The 15,069-nt window shown below is 55.6% G+C and carries 13 protein-coding genes; 10 read left to right on the forward strand and 3 right to left on the reverse strand.

Annotated elements, in window-relative coordinates:
- Positions 1 to 113 precede the first annotated feature (113 nt).
- The 4 genes from Q1A59_RS12500 to Q1A59_RS12515 all read left to right on the forward strand — a co-directional run bounded on the left by Q1A59_RS12500 (position 114) and on the right by Q1A59_RS12515 (position 4,939).
- On the forward strand, positions 114 to 896 hold the full coding sequence (locus Q1A59_RS12500; RefSeq protein ID WP_298401311.1) for a carbon monoxide dehydrogenase subunit G: 783 nt from the start codon (positions 114 to 116) through the stop codon (positions 894 to 896).
- A gap of 226 nt (positions 897 to 1,122) precedes the next feature.
- A complete protein-coding gene (locus Q1A59_RS12505; RefSeq protein WP_298401309.1) occupies positions 1,123 to 1,605 on the forward strand; it encodes a (2Fe-2S)-binding protein in 483 nt (160 codons plus the stop codon).
- Between the two features lie 44 nt (positions 1,606 to 1,649).
- Entirely contained in the window at positions 1,650 to 4,013 is a 2,364-nt protein-coding gene (locus Q1A59_RS12510) for a xanthine dehydrogenase family protein molybdopterin-binding subunit (protein ID WP_298490265.1), read from the forward strand.
- A gap of 65 nt (positions 4,014 to 4,078) precedes the next feature.
- Complete coding sequence (locus tag Q1A59_RS12515) at positions 4,079 to 4,939, forward strand: xanthine dehydrogenase family protein subunit M (RefSeq protein ID WP_298401305.1); 861 nt, start codon at positions 4,079 to 4,081, stop codon at positions 4,937 to 4,939.
- 273 nt (positions 4,940 to 5,212) lie between these two features.
- Here Q1A59_RS12515 and Q1A59_RS12520 read toward each other — a convergent pair whose 3' ends face one another.
- Positions 5,213 to 5,461 carry a hypothetical protein gene (locus tag Q1A59_RS12520; RefSeq protein WP_298401303.1) on the reverse strand — a complete coding sequence of 83 codons (249 nt, stop codon included), beginning with the start codon at positions 5,459 to 5,461 and terminating at the stop codon, positions 5,213 to 5,215.
- 184 nt (positions 5,462 to 5,645) lie between these two features.
- The gene (locus Q1A59_RS12525; protein WP_299645077.1) at positions 5,646 to 6,653 is read right to left on the reverse strand and encodes a hypothetical protein; all 1,008 of its coding nucleotides are present in this window, start codon (positions 6,651 to 6,653) and stop codon (positions 5,646 to 5,648) included.
- 400 nt (positions 6,654 to 7,053) lie between these two features.
- On the opposite strand from Q1A59_RS12525, the gene phnD reads away from it, so the two are divergent.
- The 4 genes from phnD to phnE (Q1A59_RS12545) all read left to right on the forward strand — a co-directional run bounded on the left by phnD (position 7,054) and on the right by phnE (Q1A59_RS12545) (position 10,581).
- Positions 7,054 to 8,070 (forward strand): phosphate/phosphite/phosphonate ABC transporter substrate-binding protein, encoded by a 1,017-nt coding sequence (gene phnD, locus Q1A59_RS12530; RefSeq protein ID WP_298401299.1) that lies wholly within the window; start codon positions 7,054 to 7,056, stop codon positions 8,068 to 8,070.
- A gap of 75 nt (positions 8,071 to 8,145) precedes the next feature.
- The gene (phnC, locus tag Q1A59_RS12535) at positions 8,146 to 8,943 is read left to right on the forward strand and encodes a phosphonate ABC transporter ATP-binding protein (RefSeq protein WP_298401298.1); all 798 of its coding nucleotides are present in this window, start codon (positions 8,146 to 8,148) and stop codon (positions 8,941 to 8,943) included.
- Between the two features lie 13 nt (positions 8,944 to 8,956).
- The gene (phnE, locus tag Q1A59_RS12540) at positions 8,957 to 9,769 is read left to right on the forward strand and encodes a phosphonate ABC transporter, permease protein PhnE (protein ID WP_298401296.1); all 813 of its coding nucleotides are present in this window, start codon (positions 8,957 to 8,959) and stop codon (positions 9,767 to 9,769) included.
- Positions 9,769 to 10,581, forward strand: coding sequence for a phosphonate ABC transporter, permease protein PhnE (gene phnE, locus Q1A59_RS12545; protein WP_298401293.1), 813 nt, complete (start codon positions 9,769 to 9,771; stop codon positions 10,579 to 10,581). The genes phnE (Q1A59_RS12540) and phnE (Q1A59_RS12545) overlap by 1 nt, the downstream gene beginning before the upstream one ends.
- A gap of 87 nt (positions 10,582 to 10,668) precedes the next feature.
- Here the strand turns inward: phnE (Q1A59_RS12545) and metG are convergent, their stop codons facing one another.
- The gene (metG, locus tag Q1A59_RS12550; protein WP_298401290.1) at positions 10,669 to 12,471 is read right to left on the reverse strand and encodes a methionine--tRNA ligase; all 1,803 of its coding nucleotides are present in this window, start codon (positions 12,469 to 12,471) and stop codon (positions 10,669 to 10,671) included.
- Between the two features lie 331 nt (positions 12,472 to 12,802).
- On the opposite strand from metG, the gene Q1A59_RS12555 reads away from it, so the two are divergent.
- Positions 12,803 to 14,038 (forward strand): SH3 domain-containing protein, encoded by a 1,236-nt coding sequence (locus Q1A59_RS12555; RefSeq protein ID WP_298401288.1) that lies wholly within the window; start codon positions 12,803 to 12,805, stop codon positions 14,036 to 14,038.
- The gene (locus tag Q1A59_RS12560; RefSeq protein ID WP_298401285.1) at positions 14,035 to 14,889 is read left to right on the forward strand and encodes an exonuclease domain-containing protein; all 855 of its coding nucleotides are present in this window, start codon (positions 14,035 to 14,037) and stop codon (positions 14,887 to 14,889) included. The genes Q1A59_RS12555 and Q1A59_RS12560 overlap by 4 nt, the downstream gene beginning before the upstream one ends.
- Positions 14,890 to 15,069: the final 180 nt, after the last annotated feature.

Here is a 15,069-nt window from a genome sequence, read left to right on the forward strand (position 1 = left end):
GCTCTCCTAGTTCGGCAGGACAGAGCATGGCGTGTATTAAGGTATAGGTATACTCGTCTTTTTACAGAGGTTGCCCGGCTCAATATCTGTGAACCGGGCAGCAAGGAGTTAGTGTGAAGATCGCCGGCAATTACATCTTTGCAGCTAGTCGTGAGGAAGTGTGGTCTGCGCTGAATGATCCAGAAGTGTTAGCCCGCACCATTCCCGGTTGTCAGCGACTTGAGCAAGTTGGCGAAAACGAATATGAGAGCACATTGAAGATCGGCCTGCAAGCAGTGCGCGGCGTGTACAGCGGTCGCGTAAAGATTGATAACATTCACGCGCCTGAGTCGTATGACATTCACGTCGACGGGAAAGGTAGTAATGGCTTTCTGAAAGGATCGGGCAGCATTCAGCTCCGTGAAGAAAACGGACAGACGATTCTCGACTACGGTGGTGAGGCACACGTTGGTGGAACTATCGCTAGTGTTGGCCAACGTCTCCTTGATGGTGCAGCCAAGACGCTGATTTCCCAGAGCCTTAAGGCGCTTGCCGCGCAGATTGAGGCACGGCGCAGTGGTATTTCTTCACCCACGGCTGAATCCGAGTCGGCCACACCTGCAACATCTGCTACCTCAGTATCACCACCCGCTACCCCTGAGCCGGCTGCCGCGCCACCATCTGCTCCCGTTACCCCTGAGCCGGCTGCCGCGCCCAATCCCAAACCTGCTGCGCATGCACCTGAGCCGGAAGAGTCAACCGTTGCCCGGCGCACAATTCACGTTCCTGCCGGTGAAGGTCTCACTGAAGTAGATGTTGCCCTCGGCGTTATCGAGGATTTTTTGAAAGAGCGTCCGTGGGTGCCATGGGTCATTATCGCATTCTTACTCGGTTACTTACTTGGTCGGCGCCGTTAGCCCGGCCAACAGTTCCTCGCTTCTCATTAGGCAACCTGCCCGAGCATAGGGGAGGAGGCAAGCGAGAAGGCGCGCGCATACCGATAGTCGCCTTCTCACCAAAGAAATACGCTTCATTAGATCGTTTATCGTCATCGTGCGCGACGTTTCCCTTAGTCCACACTTCATTACCCGTCGCTGTTTCATAGTATGTCGTTTACTTCACAGTCAACAAGGAGGTTGGAGCGTGACAACGATTACGGTCACCATCAACGGTGTTCGCTACACTAGTGAGGTTGAGCCGCGCCTACTGCTCGTTCACTACTTGCGTGAGCATCTCAATCTGACCGGCACTCATATCGGGTGCGATACCAGCCAATGCGGCGCGTGCGTCGTACATATCAACGGCGTGAGCGTTAAGTCGTGTACTACGCTGGCCGTTCAGTGCGATGGCGCCGAGATTACCACCATTGAGGGTTTAGCGCACGACGGCCAGCTCCACCCGCTGCAAGAAGGTTTCTGGGAGAAGCACGGTCTTCAGTGCGGGTTCTGTACCCCCGGTATGATTATGGCCGCCGCCGATCTACTCAAGCGCAACCCCAATCCCACCGATGAAGAGATTCGCCACGGCCTCGAAGGCAATCTCTGCCGTTGCACCGGCTACGAAAACATTGTCCGAGCTGTGCGCTATGCCGCCGAGAAGATGGCCGCTGCACAAGCCGCTGATTAGTCCGTTCGGCACTTGTTCACAACGAACCTAGTGAGGAGTCAAGGATGACCGCTACCGAGATGAAGGAGCGACTGGTTGGACGGGCGTTGAAGCGCCGCGAAGACCCCAAGCTGATTACCGGTCACGGCAATTATCTTGATGACATCAAGCTGCCCGGTATGCTGCACATTGCGCTGGTGCGTAGCCCTTATGCTCATGCCAAAATTGTGTCAATCGACGCAAGTAAAGCACTGGCAATGCCCGGTGTAGTTGCGGTATTCACCGGTAAGGACATGCTCGATATCAACCCGATGCCGGCAGCATGGCTGGCTTCAGGGGTGAAGAACAATCCGGTACCTCCGCGCGCGCTGGCCGTTGATAAGGTGGCAATGGTTGGCGATCCAGTGGCGATGGTGGTGGCTGAAAACCGTTATATCGCTCGCGATGCTGCTGATGCGGTTGAGGTTGAGTACGAACCGCTACCAGCAGTTGTCGATGCCCGCAAAGCGGTTGAACCCGGCGCGCCCCAGATCCACGAGGCTGCACCCAACAATATTGTGTTTGAGTGGGAATGCGGGAATAAGGCAGCGGCGGACGCGGCAGTCGCGAGCGCCGAGGTGGTGGTTAAGGAAGAGATTATCAATCAACGCCTTATTCCCACCCCAATGGAGACGCGCGGTTCAATTGCGCGCTACGATGCCACGACTGGCGAATGGACGGTCTGGATGACCTCGCAGGCGCCGCACGTGCATCGTTTGCTCTTAACTGCCTTCGTCTTCGGAGTGCCTGAAACAAAACTGCGCTGCATTGCGCCGAACGTCGGTGGTGGTTTTGGGCAGAAGATCTTCTGCTACAACGATATGGCCTTCACGATGTGGGCCGCGCGCAAGCTGGGCCGACCGGTGAAGTTTGTTGAGGATCGCTCTGAGAATTACAAGTATTCAACCCACGGACGCGACCATATCACCGAGGCCGAGCTGGCCGGTACCCGCGATGGCAAGATTACCGGCCTGCGCGTGAAGACATGGGCGAATATTGGTGCTTACTTCTCGACCGTCGCTGCCGGTATTCCCACAACGCTCTACGGTCGGATCGTCACCGGGGTTTACAAGATTCCGGCAGCGCACGTTCACGTAACCGGCGTGTATACCAATACGGCAATGGTTGATGCGTATCGCGGCGCCGGTCGCCCTGAAGCTAGCTACCTGATCGAACGCATGGTTGATCGCTTTGCCGCTGAGATCGGGATGGATCCGGCTGAGGTGCGGCGCAAGAATTTCATCCAACCAGAAGACTTCCCCTACGATAATGGGTTGGGTCTGCTGCCCTACGATAGCGGCAATTACGAGCCGGCGTTGAACAAGGCGCTAGAAATTGCTGGCTATGCCGAGTTCCGCAAGCAGCAAGCGGAATTGCGCAAACAGGGCCGCTACCTCGGCATCGGTATCTCGTCGTATGTTGAAATCTGCGGCATTGCGCCAAGCGCGTGGATGGGCAGTCAAGGTTGGGGGGCCGGCCTTTGGGAAAGCGCTAATGTTCGTGTCCATCTCACCGGCAAGGTGGTGGTCACGACCGGCTCGCTGCCGCACGGCCAAGGCCTTGAGACGACCTTTGCCCAGATTGTGGCTGACGAGTTGGGTGTACCTTACGAGGATGTCGAGGTGCAGTGGGGCGACACTCAAGGTACACCGTTCGGCTATGGCACCTACGGCTCACGCTCGCTGGCCGTCGGCGGGGTGGCGATTAAGCGTAGCGTCGATAAGATCAAAGAGAAGGCGCGCAAGTTGGCCGCTCACCTGCTGGAAGCCAACGAGGCTGACATCGTGTTTGAGAATGGCCGCGCGTATGTCAAAGGTTCACCCGACAAGGGCAAGACAATTGGCGAGTTAGCCGCCGCTGCCGCCGTTGCTTATAACCTGCCACCCGGTATGGAACCCTTCCTCGACGAGACCAGCTACTACGATCCGCCGAACTGTACCTTCCCCTTCGGTACGCATGTAAGCATTGTTGAGGTTGATCCTGAAACCGGCCATGTCAAGCTGTTGCGCTATATCGCGGTTGATGACTGCGGTAATCAGATCAATCCGCTGATCGTGGAAGGCCAAATTCACGGTGGTATCGCCCAAGGGTTGGCACAGGCACTCTACGAGGGGGCTGTCTATAGCGAAGACGGCCAATTGCTCACCGGTACGCTGATGGACTACGCTGTGCCGACGGCCGCAATGGTGCCGCATATCGAGACAGACCATACCGTTACACCGTCGCCGGTGAATCCGCTCGGCGTGAAGGGGGCTGGCGAGGCGGGCACGATTGCATCGGCGCAGTGCGTGATGAACGCGATTATTGATGCGCTGGCACCGTTCGGCGTGAAGCATTTGCAAATGCCGGCCACTCCCGAACGGATTTGGCACGCGATTCACGGTAAGTAGCGAGAAGCAACGCAGGCGCGGGCTACTTTGAGCCTGTGCCTGCTATGACGCATAAGGGAGTAGCTATGATTCCAGCTCCTTTCGATTACTACGCGCCGACGAGCCTTGCCGAGGCGCTGACGTTGTTGCAGCAGCACGGCGATGATGCCAAGATCCTAGCCGGTGGTCACTCGCTCTTGCCGGCGATGAAACTGCGCCTTGCATCGCCAAGTGTGTTGATCGATATCAATAAAGTGGCCGAACTGCGCGGGATTAAGGTCAATGGTACGGTCGAGATCGGTGCAATGACCACATGGAGTGCCATCGAGCATCATACGGCATTGGCCAAGGCTTGCCCGGCGATGACCGACGCGGTTGGCCTTATCGGCGACATTCAGGTGCGCAATCGCGGCACTATCGGTGGCTCGCTGGCCCATGCTGACCCTGCTGCTGATATGCCGGCCGTAGTGTTGGCGCTCGATGCCCAGATCCATGTTGAAGGCCCCAACGGCCCACGCGCCATCGCCGCGGCTGATTTCTTCACCGATATGCTCAGTACGGCCCTCGAACCGGGCGAGATTATCACTACCATTACATTTGATAGCCATGGCGCTGGTGAAGGCTCAGCTTACGCCAAGTTCCCCCATCCGGCAAGCCGATACGCGATTGTTGGCGCAGCCGCGTATGTCAAAATGGAAAATGGTCAGGTGACGGCATGCCGCGTGGCAATTACCGGCGCCGGCCCTAAGGCTGAACGTCAGCCTGCCGTCGAGCAGGCGCTGATCGGCACTGACGGCAGCGCCGATGCCGTGGCCGCCGCCGCTGCCCATGCTGGCGAAGGCATGGATATGCTCGGCGACATCCACGCCAGCGCAGAGTACCGACGGGCAATGTGCAAGGTCTACACCAAGCGCGCCTTGCTTAGGGCAATCGAGCGCGCACGATAGAGCAATGGAAGGGCGGGTTTATAACTCGCCCTTCCGGTTCATATCCCCCTAACCGCTACACCCTTCCCCCAACCGTACTGACTTACTCTGCGCTGACGAACAAACAGAGAACAATCATATTAGGATACGCGCATTCTTCAGCGCAAGAAGGAAAAGAGGGAAGACGCTTTCTCCGTCGTATGGAGCCATCACGGGCGTGCTCTCCGATACGCCATTCAAGAACTACCTATCGCATCGGCGTATCCCACACTTCAGTTTATGTACCTATTCGGATCATAAGGAACCGGTTTCAACTGGCCCGATGAGCAATACGGATCTGGCAGTACCGTCAGACCACGCTACACCCCTTCCCGAACGATGAATAGCACTACCCACCGCTTTGTCGAAGCAATAGACTGTCACAAGCTCGCTGATGAAGCCAATCTCCTTAGCAAATTCTGTAATTAGCTCGCCATCGTCCATGCGCAATACGGTGATGGAGACAATGGAATAGGCGATGAACGGCGCATTGAAGCTGAGCACGATTGAGACCACTTAGAGCAACCACGTGACGATTTTGAGAGTGATCCAGACCTTCGGCACATTATCAAACGTAACCTTGCAGTGGCTACACTCTGTTGCCTTGAAATCTGCCAAAGGCGCGTGCACCCCCGTACCGGTCAACGATGCGGGGGACATCATTCCTAGCGTGAACACCTCGACATGACTACGCAATCTTGAAGTAGACGATGGTCTTGTGCCGAGACTGCACTCCTTCCATCGTTACAGCGTATAACCCTTTCGGTAGTTGCCCAAAGAGGACAATACTGGAACTACCATCGTCTTCAGCGGTATTGCCACCAACAATATCTACCCCTATGACGATACCGGTTGCGACTTGGGTAACATAGACCCCAACCTGCTCACCGGGAGTAAAGCCATAACCAATGATGTTTACTTCAAAATTCTGACTGCCTCTTATACATATCGGTTTAACCGAACCATTGATCGGCGCCGGAATATCCGCACAAGGGTCAGCCGGCGCTGGCGGTGGCGTAGGTTGTGGCCTAGGCTGCGACCCGAATGCCTCACGACCCAATAGCCCCAACAACACCACATTCGGGCCGAGGTTTGTGTGCAACTCGAACCGCGCCCGCTCGAACCACTGCGTCAGCACCGTATCGCCTGACGAGTTGGTCTCGACCCGCGCTTCGGTCAACGGCAAGCCGAACAGGGCTAAACTCTCAGCCTCGCTAAAGCCGCGCTGACCATCAAAATCCAACCCATGCGACTGCCAGTAACGCAAGAAGGCGTCACACACCAGATGTTGGGTCTGAGCAAAGTAACGGCAGCCAGACTGCTGCGTGGTTGGTGCCTTTGGCTCATTCTGCCAAGGGGTACCGCGTCGCTGCAACAGATCATCACCCAATCGACCGAGTAACACATCGTAAGGGCGTGCGTTTTCTGGATGCAGCTCAAAACGGTTACGCTCGAAGATTTGCACCAGCCGCACCCTACCTTCTACCTCTTGCTGGAACGCAGGCATTATCGGGAACCCAAACACGGGGAGACCACCGTTCTGCTGCCAGTACTCGGCAAATCGACCTTCAATACAATTCGGCACTTCGTTGAAACAGATTCGGTTCTGCGCGTTGATGAGTGGCGTTGGCATCAATACGGCCAGCAACATTATCGCCACTACTGTTGCGAACAGATGCAGCCAGCGCAATCTCATACAAACCCCCCGCATGTTTTGAGAAGGTAATAACAGATGTTAGCATCATACAGCAAAATCATCGTCGTGTCAATAAAATTATTAAAGAAAAGTTCTTAATAAAATAACAATATTTACTTTATTATTCATATGTTTTTGTATTATCATTGATTTAAATGAATTTTTCAGCAGACATCCAAAGCGAGGGCGACAAACTAGTAGGATCGCCGCGCTTGCTTCGCCGATTGGTCTCGCGCCTACGAATACCCAGCCCCAAGGTCGAAGCGTCCAACATACGCAGTTTATTCAATAATTAATCCAATCTTTATTTTTATTTAACATTTTTCTCGTTGGCAGATAATCTGCTTTAGTCACAATAAGTAGCGCATACATCATCATACTTAGGAGGTCAATAACTGGTATGGCTCGCATGATGCGCTTGGCGTTCCTGTATTTCATGGTTGTAGCATTCGTTACCGCCTGCGGCTCTACCCCTCAGACAACCACCGCACCAACCTCAGCTCCGGCCGCAGCCGATGCTTGCCCTCGCCCCCCTGAAATGGATGCACGCTTTTGTGATGAAGATGGCGATCTTGTTGCCGATCCACCCAAAGATCCAGCCCAATGGGTCAATCCTGATACCCTCATCTTCGCCTACACACCAGTCGAAGACCCTTCGGTCTACCGCGTCGCATGGGCAGATTTTCTGGCTCACCTCGAAAAAGTGACCGGCAAGAAAGTCGAATTCTTCGCTGTCGACTCCAATGCAGCCCAGCTTGAAGCAATGCGCGCCGGCCGCCTCCACGTTGCCGGTTTCAATAGCGGCAGCGTTCCGTTTGCCGTCAACTTTGCCGGCTTTGTCCCTTTCACGATGATGGCAAAGGCAGATGGCTCGTTTGGCTACGAGATGGAGATCATTGTTCCAGCAAATAGCGATATTCAGTCGATTGAAGACTTAAGGGGTCGGCGCGTCGCCTTTACCGAGCCAACATCGAACTCAGGGTTCAAAGCCCCTTCGGCCCTACTGGCATCGCAGTTCAACCTATCGAGCGAGCGCGGCGACTTTGAAGCCGTCTTCTCTGGCGGTCACGATAATTCGATCCTTGGCGTAGCGAACGGTGATTATGATGCAGCCGCTATCGCCAACTCGGTGATGAAGCGGATGATCAAGCGTGGAGTCATAAAGGCCGACCAAATTCGATCGATTTACCGCTCGCAGACGTTCCCTACTACCGCTTACGGCTACGTCTACAACCTCACGCCAGAATTGGCCGCAAAGGTACGTGAGGCCTTTGCTACCTTCAATTGGGAAGGCTCCTCGTTGCAGCAAGAGTTTAGCAAGTCGGGCGAAGCCCAGTTCATCCCCATTACCTACAAAGAGCACTGGGAAGTTATTCGCCAGATCGACAAAGCATTAGGTGTAAAATACGTCCAGTAAACCGGTCTTCGCTATAAGAATGCACAAGACGAGAAGATACTATCTCGTCTTGTGCTCATCTTTAAGGATGCTGGCATGCTCCGTATTGAACAACTTGTGAAACGATACCCAACTGGTGATACTGCTCTGCGTGGCGTGAGTTTATCAGTAGCAGAAGGACAGGTTGTCGCCCTGATTGGGCCATCGGGTGCCGGTAAAAGTACGCTCATCCGCTGTGTCAATCGGCTGGTCGAACCGACGTCTGGCAAGATTTGGCTGCGCGATACTGAAATTACTGCGCTTCATCCAAGGCAACTTCGCCGCATTCGACGGCGAATCGGGATGATTTTTCAAGAGTATGCGCTCGTCGAGCGTTTATCAGTGATGGAAAATGTCCTTTCCGGTCGGCTAGGCTACGTCAATTTTTGGCAAAGCTGGTTTCGGCGCTTTCCTCAAACCGATATTGATCAGGCATTTACCTTGCTCGACCGCGTCGGGCTAAGCGATTTTATTGACAAACGAGCCGATGAATTGTCGGGTGGGCAACGCCAACGGGTAGGGATTGCGCGCGCACTCATTCAATCGCCCGATCTCTTGCTGGTCGATGAACCAACCGCTAGTCTCGATCCGAAAACCTCACGCCAAATTATGCGTTTGATCACCGAGCTTGCGCGTGAACGCGGCCTTGCGGTCATTATTAACATTCACGACGTGCCACTGGCGCAGATGTTCGTGCAACGGATTGTTGGGTTGCGCGCCGGCGAGATTGTGTACGACGGCCCGCCAGATGGTTTGACGCCTGATCGGTTGAGCGAGATCTACGGGGCAGAAGATTGGGGCGCGAGCCAAGCAACAACTGCCGAGCAAGAACCATCGTTGACAGCACAAGAGTAAGGACACCATCTGTATGGCAGAAATCACCTCTCCCTCACCGTATCGCCGCTGGCGTAAGCCACCGTTGATCAAAAACCCGTGGCTACGCTGGGGAGTAGTGATCGGGGCATTGGTCTACCTCGCGCTGGCGATCAGTTCCGTTTCGGTCGATAGCGCGCGTATTGCGCGCGGTCTCGAACGGGGCGGTCGTATGATTGCAGCGTTCCTCCAGCCCGATTTCGTCTCACGTTGGGACGACATCCAAATCGGGGTGTTGGAGAGTTTGACCATGACCGTCGTCTCGACCATTGCCGGCGTCTTGCTGTCGGTTCCCATCGGATTAGGCGCAGCCCGTAATATCGTGCCAACGCCAATCTACCTGATTTGTCGCGGTATTATCACCCTGTCACGCACCTTTCAAGAGGTCGTTATTGCGATTGTCTTCGTCGTCATGTTTGGTTTTGGCCCACTGGCCGGCGTTTGCACCTTAGCTTTTGCCACTATCGGTTTCCTTGCTAAGTTGCTTGCCGAAGATATTGAAGAGATCGATCCGGCGCCACTCGAAGCGATCCGTGCGACTGGCGCTGGCTGGCTCAAGACGATTACCTATGCGGTAATGCCCCAAGTAAGCGCACGACTAGTTGGCTTGAGCGTGTATCGATTCGATATCAATCTGCGCGAGTCGGCCATCGTCGGGATCGTTGGCGCCGGGGGTATTGGTTCTACCCTACAGACTACGTTTAATCGCTATGATTATGACGTGGCCGGAGCTATTTTGATCATTATCATCACGTTGGTGATGATGACCGAACTTGTTTCAGCGCAAATTCGCAAGAGGTTGCAATAATGCCGGTACGCATTGCAAACAATGGCAAAATCTGGCAGCGGTATGATACCACTACCCGCCTGCGTCTATGGGGCGGTTGGCTTGGAGGGACGGTCATCACTCTGATCTGCTGGCAGCTTATCGCGAACCGGACTCGTTGGGAGTTCGCCGCTGATGCTCCCCGGCAATTGGCAATCTTTCTGCAACGCGTGTTTCCACCCGATTGGTCGTATATCAATCAATTATGGCAACCACTGTGGGATACGCTAACCATTGCGACGCTTGGCACCCTGTTAGCCGTGATCATTGCGCTCCCGTTGAGTTTTCTTGCCGCGCGCAACACTACACCCCACCCGGTCATTCGTTATCTCACCCTGCTCATCATCGTAGTGTCGCGCTCAGTTAATTCGCTCATTTGGGCATTGATCATCGTTGCTATTACCGGCCCCGGTGTCTTAGCCGGTATTATCGCTATCGCCCTACGTTCAATCGGCTTCATCGGCAAGCTGGCCTTCGAGTCGGTCGAAGAAACCAGTCGAGAACCGGTCGAAGCAATCACCGCAACAGGTGCGAGTCGGTTGCAGGTGCTCAGCTACAGCATCCTCCCACAGGTTATGCCAAGTTTCGCCGGTATCAGCATCTTCCGCTGGGATATTAACATTCGCGAAGCGACGGTGATAGGCTTGGTAGGCGCCGGTGGCATTGGGCTGAATCTTAACGCTACCGTGAACCTACTGCGCTGGGATCAGGCCGGCATGATCTTTGTCGTCATTTTCGGCCTCGTATTGATCAGTGAAGCGATTTCAGCGCGGGTGCGACAAGCGATTATCTGAGCTATCACTTCCAGCGAACGTGATACCAACGCGAGGAGATACGGCACTTGCCGTACCTCCTCGGTAGCGTTCAACCACTCCCCCTGCTTACAATGCTCGACTCTGCATACGCGCCAACTCCTCTTCAACCACCTTTTCATCGAGCTTCTTGAAGAGCGGCTGCGGTTGGCGCAGTGTCTGCCCAACCGGTAAGGCCGATGGCTCCCACCGCCCTGACCACTGGTCGTAGTCGCCGGTGAGCACGCGGTGGGTACGACCATCGGCTTCAGTGACATCTTGGAAGCGGAGCGGCCCAGCGATATAGCCGTCATAGCCCAAGTACTCATGCAGGCGCTGGCTCGAAAAGGGCAAGAAAGGGGTAAAGATGATCTTGAGCGTATCAACGCAACGCAACGCGACGTACCAGATCGTCGCCGCGCGCTCGCGATCGCTCTTGATCACCTTCCACGGCTCTTGCTCGCTCAAGTAGATATTGACTTGGGCCGCCAGCCGCATTGCTTCGCTCAACGCAGCTTTAAACCGCGCCGCTGCCAGCAATTCGCCCACCGTCTCGATCCCACCAGTCACTTCAGCCAACACCTGCTCATCAGCCGCAGTGAGCGGGCCGGGCTGCGGCACACTGCCAAAGTTCTTGTAGACATTGCTGAGCGTTCGGTTGACCAGATTGCCCCACGTTGCCACCAATTCGTCGTTGTTGCGCCGCACAAACTCGGCCCACGTGAAGTCAGTATCTTGATTTTCAGGGCCGGCGATGGTGAGAAAGTAGCGCAGCGCATCAGCATCATAACGGCTAAGAAAATCGTTAACGTAAATAACAATCCCCCGTGAGCTAGAGAACTTCTTGCCCTCCATGGTTAGAAATTCGCTTGAGACAACGTTGTAAGGCAGTTGTAGCGGAATGCCATCGTATTTCCCTCCCGGATTGGCGCCGAACTGGCCACCCGCGCCATAACCGAGCAGCATCGCCGGCCAGATCACGGTATGGAAGACGATGTTGTCTTTGCCCATAAAGTAGAAATGGCGCGCATCCGGGTTTTGCCACCATTCCCGCCATGCATCCGGCTCGCCCCGATTGCGCGCCCACTCGATACTGGCCGAGAGATAGCCGATCACAGCGTCAAACCAAACGTAAATCTTTTTGTCGTCGCGGTTGCTGTATTCGGGTAAGGGAATTGGCACCCCCCATTCGAGATCGCGGGTGATCGCGCGCGGCTTCAGCTCTTTGAGAAAGTTGAGCGAGAAGTTGCGCACGTTGGGCCGCCAGTGGCCTTGTTGATCGATCCACGCACGCAACTGCTCGGCAAAGGCCGGCAAGTCGAGGAAAAAGTGTTCAGTCGGTTTGAACACTGGCGGTTGACCATCAACCTTCGAGCGCGGATTGATCAAGTCGGTCGGATCAAGCTGGCTGCCACAGTTATCACACTGATCTCCACGCGCCTCGTCGTACCCGCAGATCGGGCAGGTACCCTCAATGTAGCGATCGGGCAGGGTTCGCCCGGTCGTAGCCGAGAATGCACCCAACGTCTCTTGGCGAATAATGTAGCCGCGTTCGTAGAGGGTACGGAAGATATCTTGCGTCACCGCATAATGGTTCGCGGTGGTGGTGCGGGTAAAGGTGTCGTAGCTTAGCCCTAGATTGTACAAATCATCGCCGATAATCTTGTTGTAGCGGTCAGCAATCGCTTGCGGCGTTGTTCCTTCTTTATCGGCCACCAGCGTGATCGGCGTGCCATGCTCATCGGTACCCGAAATCATAAGCACGCGGTTACCTCGCAACCGGTGATAACGGGCAAAAATATCGGCGGGCACGCCAAAACCGGCCACGTGACCGATATGGCGCGGCCCATTGGCATACGGCCACGCCACCGCAACTAAAATATGCTCAGGCATCATTGCACCTCAAAATAAGCCTCAAACTGAACAGTTCTTTGGCACAACAACCTGCGATCGAGCAGAACCACCCACACACAAGTAACACAACTGAGATACTAAGAGGAGAAATGGCGGTTAGCCCGCCATAAAACCACGGGCAGTGAGGCGTAGACCGGGCCAGTGGATCGGTCGAAAAGCGTATCGAACCGTATTGCTTGCCAAACTGCGATTCATGCGAACTCCGCGCTCATCAAGCGTAGCAAGATGTAGTATAGCACAGCCGATAGTTGCAGATAGCGCCAGATTCGCATATCATAGTCATCTGAAGCCGTTGTGACTGAGGTTGCTCATGCAAACAACACTCAATCAGATATCGCCACCCTTAGCGATTGGCCTAATCGTTCTTGGTCTCATCATTATCCTGCTGGTAGTAGTGCTCATTCGCCGGCGGCGCGCTGCTAATCAAATACCACCAATTCCAGAGACTCCGCCTGCAACAACCATTGACTATACAGCAGTTCCACTGGAAGAACCGCAAAGTTGGCAAGATCGGCTGCGCAATCTTTCGTTGGCGGCAAAGATTCTCTTCGTGCTCATTCCAATCTTACTTTGTTTAGGAGTGGGCGTACTCGTACTGAGCCTCAACAATGACAGCACTGCCGGGCCGCCACCGACAATCACCCCTTCGCCAGTGCCGATCACGCTCACGATCGAAGATGCCACCGTCGTGCGGGCCGAGCCGCTAACGATCAATATGCGGGTGCGTAGCACCGGCCTTGCCGATGATACCGAGCTACAGGTGGAATTGCGCGCCGACGGTCAACCACTGCGCTGGATTGATCCGGCTCAGCCGATTCGCATCCGGAGTAACCGTGGCGATCTGCGCGCAACGAAGTTGGCCGATGGCGACGCCACGCCAGCCGGCCGTCGTTACACTGTGGCCGTCAGCACCACTGACGGCAGCGTCAGCGCCGAGGCCGAGCTGAACATTCCCGAACGCTTTGCAGCAGCATTTTACGGTGAAGTCGCCGCAGCGCCTACCCTTACTCCTACCGCCACGCCAACCCCGGTTGGTCAACCTACCCCTACCCCACCGCCAACCCCCACAGCCACCCCAACGCCGGCATTGCCCACCGGCCAGCCGGTGGCGGTCACGAACGGCGGCAATGTGCGCAAACTGCCCTTCCCCGGCATCAATAACGTCATCGGCGGGATCAACGCCGGCGAACAAGTGCAAATTCTTGCCCGTACCCCCAACGCGCGCTGGTATTATGTACGTACCGTCCGCGACGAAATTGGCTGGGTGAGCGCCACCTTGATCGCAGTCACCGATCTGATCGCTGCCGAAACACCGGTGGCCAATGTGGTGACCGTCTTTGTCAGCGGCCCGGTCTATCTTGCTGCTGATCCGGCCAGCGCCCAGATCGATCGGGTCGAAAGGGATGAAGTAGTTGAGCTGCTCGCGCGCACTGCCGACGGCTCGTGGTACCAAGTCTTGAACATTCGCGATCGAGCAGGTTGGGTCCAAGCTAACCTGCTCGGCATTCCTGATGACGTCGCCAAACAAGTGCCAGTCGCACCATGAGCACGCTAGATCTCCAACAACCGCTGGCTGAGCTGCCGCTCCTCTTTTTCGATGTTGAAACGACTGGACTCGACATCCGTGACGGTCATCGCGTTTGCGAATTAGCAATGCTGCGCCGTGAGGGTGGTGCCGAAACCGGGAGGATCGCGACCTTGCTCAACCCAGAGCGCGATCTCGATCCACAAGCGGCGCAGGTTAATGGCATTCGCGTCGAAGATGTGCGCGATGCACCACGATTTACCGACATCGCCGACCGCGTCGTTCAACTAAGTCAATATGCTGTGCGCGTGGCCCACAATCTGCCCTTCGATGAGGCTTTTCTCAATATGGAACTGGCGCGGGCCGGCTATCCGCCACTCGCCGGCCCGGCGCTCGATACGCTTGAGTTAGCTCGCCGGCTCGGCATTCGGCGCGGTGCGCTCAGCCTTGGCGCACTAGCTCATGCCTTTGGCCTGCCCACGCCGACCCACCGGGCAATGGACGATGTGTTGACGCTTAACGCCCTCTTCGATCAGCTCGTCGCCAAGCTGGCCACTTATGGCGTCACCACCCTTGGCGATGCGCTGCGCTTTGCCCGCGGCCTCCTTCCCGGCCAGCCCGAACCGGAAGCGCCGCCGCCACTGGCTGCGGCACTGGCCAGCGGCAGCACCTTGCGCATTATCTACACCTCAAACAGCAGCCCCCAACCGACCGAACGGCGCATTCGACCGATCGAATTGGTGGTCGAGCCAAGTGGCCTTAGCATCCGCGCCTTCTGCTACTTGCGCAACGACATTCGCAATTTTTTGCTTGCCAAAATTAGCGCCTATTTGCCCGACTCTTCCGCCGAATCAGACCAAAGAAGGGGTTGACTCCGGCGCGCAAAAAGTGCTATAGTACCTCTAGTTACGTCTAATGGGGTGCCACGTCTGCGTCCCTCCATCGCAATGACAGTTTGGGGTTTGAGGGCATTCTCTCAACCCCATCTCTTTGCCAAAGCATAACGGAGAGCGCGACGTGTAAGGCCCGGCGTTTCAGACAGGTCGCTGAGG

The organism is uncultured Chloroflexus sp. (assembly GCF_937951745.1).
Taxonomy (GTDB): Bacteria; Chloroflexota; Chloroflexia; order Chloroflexales; family Chloroflexaceae; genus Chloroflexus.